2 protein-coding genes and 1 pseudogene are annotated in these 3,317 nt (G+C 70.7%); 2 read left to right on the forward strand and 1 reads right to left on the reverse strand.

The window, feature by feature from the left end; all coding sequences use genetic code 11:
• Window positions 1-620: pseudogene (locus tag H5J26_RS29665) on the forward strand (hypothetical protein); the annotation flags it as partial.
• A 252-nt stretch (window positions 621-872) separates the two neighbouring features.
• Here H5J26_RS29665 and H5J26_RS29670 read toward each other — a convergent pair.
• Window positions 873-1,634 carry a L,D-transpeptidase family protein gene (locus tag H5J26_RS29670; protein WP_419183867.1) on the reverse strand — a complete coding sequence of 254 codons (762 nt, stop codon included), beginning with the start codon at window positions 1,632-1,634 and terminating at the stop codon, window positions 873-875.
• Window positions 1,635-1,907: 273 nt separating this feature from the next.
• On the opposite strand from H5J26_RS29670, the gene H5J26_RS29675 reads away from it, so the two are divergent.
• Window positions 1,908-3,317, forward strand: a 1,410-nt coding sequence (locus H5J26_RS29675; protein WP_181769051.1) for an acyl-CoA mutase large subunit family protein, incomplete at its 3' end; no start/stop codon positions are given.

Consider the following 3,317-nt stretch of genomic DNA (forward strand, 5'->3'; position numbering starts at 1 on the left):
CCCGCGAGGGCGGCGGCTCCGGGCCGACCGATTCGCCCAGCGGCGATGACCTCGCGGGCACCGAGCGCGGGCGTGACGGCAAGCCCAAGGACAAGGACAAGGGCTGGGGCCACGACGGCAAGGGCCTGTCCGAATCGGGCAAGAGGGCGATCGCCCGGGCCCTGTGCGTCGCGTACGAGGAGCACGATCTGCCCCTGCACGACCGGTGGAAGCTGGAGCAGGTCGCGGGCGGTCCCGAGGGCGTGGAGAAGTTCTGCGACGAGCACGGCGGCGGGAGCAACGCGGGAGGCGTGGGCACTCCCGGCGGCCCCGGAGGTGACGGCGGCCCCGGTGGTGACGGCGGCCCCGGCGGCGACGGGGACCACGACGGCGATCATCCCGGCGGCGCCGACGGCGGCGACTCCGACGGCGGCGGCATCGGCACGCCTGGTGGCGGCGCGGACGGCGGCGACGGTTCGGACGGCGGGGACGGCTCCGACGGCGGAGACGGCTCCGACGGCGGCGAGGGTCAACTCGACGGCTCCGCCCCGGAGTCGGGCGACGAAGGCTCGGCCGCACCGGATGACGGCGACGTCGGGGACGGCTCCGCGAGCGCGGCGCCGGCTTCCTCGCGTGTGTGACGTACGCCACACGATTTAGTTGAATCCTGGTGTGACATTTTCCTGGGGGACGGCGCAGTAACAAGTGAGCCGACTGGTCATCGGCTGCGCGACAAGTCCGAGGTTCCCCCCGTACCTTCGGGCTCGCGCGAATGGCGCGGGCGGGACACGTTCCCCCGGTCCCGCCCGCGCCCCATCGGGGATCACGGCATTCGCCGACGGATTCAGCGAGAGAAACCTTCCGCTACCGCCATGTGCGCCCGTCCACCCGCGTCACTTGTAGACGACGACCTTGTCGCCCTTCCTCACCTGCGCGAAGAGCGCCGCGATCTTCTTCTTGTCCCGGACGTTCACACAGCCGTGTGACGCCCCCTGGTAGCCGCGGGCCGCGAAGTCTGCGGAGTAGTGGATCGCCTGGCCGCCGCTGAAGAAGAGCGCGTACGGCATCGGGGTGTCATAGATCGTCGAGACGTGGTCGCGGCTCTTGAAGCCGACGCTGAACTTCCCTTCGCGCGTCGGCGAGTAGGCAGAGCCGAAGCGCACGTCCATCGCCGAGCGCAGGTCCCCGTTCACGTACCAGGCGAGTGTGCGGCTCTTCTTGCTGACGCACAGTGCGCGCCCTGTGAGGCAGCGCGGGTCCGGAGCGTCCAAGGGGCGTGTCGTGGGCGGGTACAGCTCGGTACGGCTCGGCATGTTCGTACGGGCGCTGAGCGCTGTCCACGCGCGGGACGTGACCGTCCCCGTGCCCTCCATGCCCTGGCGGCTCTGGAATGCACGCACGGACGACGTGGTGACCGGGCCGTAGAAGCCGGTGGGGTTGCGGTCGAAGAGCTGCAACTTCCGCAGCCGCGCCTGGAGTTCTCGGACCTTCGCGCCCTTGGACCCCGCGGCGAGCACCACCGGGTCGGCAGGAGCGGTGCGCTTCGGCGGCTGTTCCGGGCGCGACTGGCTCTTGGCGTCCGTGTCCGGCGCGCTGTCCGGCACCTCGGAGCGCTTCTCGGACGGCGGCTCCGGCGGCACGGAGGTCTTCGTCACGCGGATGGGCGCACTGCCGTTCGTGTGCGCCTTGCAGCCCGCGGTCGCGCCCCCTCCGATCACGAGAACAGCCGTGACCGCCAACGCACCGCTGCGCCTTGCTCGTACCCCCGCCATCCGAACCCCCGGACATTCCGCGGACATCCCCGAAACTCTCGACACCGACCGCCCCTTGCATTCCCTGCGTGGCCCGCGCGCGAACCTCGCGGCGGCGCGGCATGCTGTCGGCAGGGTGCCGGCCGGCAGCGAATCCCGGACCGTACGGAGGCACACATGGCGCGCCATTCGGGGAACGAGCGGTTCAGCGAGAGCGGCCTGCCCCTCGAACCCGTCCGCGGCCCCGGCGACCTGCGCGGCTGGAACCCCGAAGAGAAGCTGGGGGAGCCGGGGGAGTACCCGTACACGCGGGGCATCCATCCCACGATGTACAGGGGACGCCCCTGGACCATGCGCCAGTACGCGGGATTCGGGACGGCCGCCGAGTCCAACGCGCGTTACAGGCAGCTCATCGAGGACGGCACGACGGGGCTCTCGGTCGCCTTCGACCTGCCGACGCAGATGGGCCACGACTCCGACGCTCCCCTCGCGTACGGCGAGGTCGGCAAGGTGGGCGTCGCCGTCGACTCCGTCGACGACATGCGGGCGCTCTTCGACGGCATCCCGCTGGACGAGGTCTCCACGTCGATGACCATCAACGCCCCCGCCGCACTGCTGCTGCTGATGTACCAGCTCGTGGCGGAGGAACAGGGCGTGGATCCGGCGAAGCTGACGGGCACCGTCCAGAACGACGTGCTCAAGGAGTACATCGCGCGCGGCACCTACATCTTCCCGCCCAAGCCCTCGCTGAGACTGACCGCCGACGTCTTCGGCCACTGCCGCACACGGCTCCCGAAATGGAACAGCATCTCCGTCTCCGGCTACCACATGGCCGAGGCCGGAGCGACGCCCGTACAGGAGATCGCCTTCACCCTCTCCGACGCCGTCGCGTACGTCCGCACCGCGCTCGCGTCGGGGATGGGCGTGGACGACTTCGCGCCGCAGCTGTCGTTCTTCTTCGTGGCGCGTACGACGCTGCTGGAAGAGGTCGCCAAGTTCCGGGCCGCGCGGCGGATCTGGGCCCGCGTGATGCGCGAGGAGTTCGGGGCGCGGAACCCGAAGTCGCAGATGCTGCGCTTCCATACGCAGACGGCGGGCGTGCAGTTGACCGCGCAGCAGCCGGAGATCAACCTCGCCCGCGTCACGGTCCAGGCGCTGGGCGCGGTGCTCGGCGGCACGCAGTCGCTGCACACCAACGCATACGACGAGGCCATCGCACTTCCCACGGACTCCTCGGCGCGCCTGGCGCTGCGCACCCAGCAGGTCCTGGCGCATGAGACGGACATCACATCGACGGTGGACCCCTTCGCGGGCTCGTACGTCGTCGAGTCGTTGACGGACGAGTTGGAGGAGGCGGCACTCGCTCTGATGCGGGAGGTCGAGGACAGGGGCGGCGCCGTGGAGGCCATCGAACAGGGCTTCCAGAAGGAGGAGATCGAGCGCAGCGCGTACCGGATCGCCCGCGAGACCGAGAGCGGCGAGCGGGTCGTCGTGGGCGTCAACCGCTTCCGGAGCGACGACGAGGCGCCGTACCAGCCGCTGCGCGTCGACCCGGCCATCGAGCAGCGTCAGCGCGAGAAGCTGGCC

Origin of the sequence: Streptomyces albidus (ex Kaewkla and Franco 2022) (assembly GCF_013870515.1) — a bacterium.
GTDB lineage: Bacteria > Actinomycetota > Actinomycetes > Streptomycetales > Streptomycetaceae > Streptomyces > Streptomyces albidus.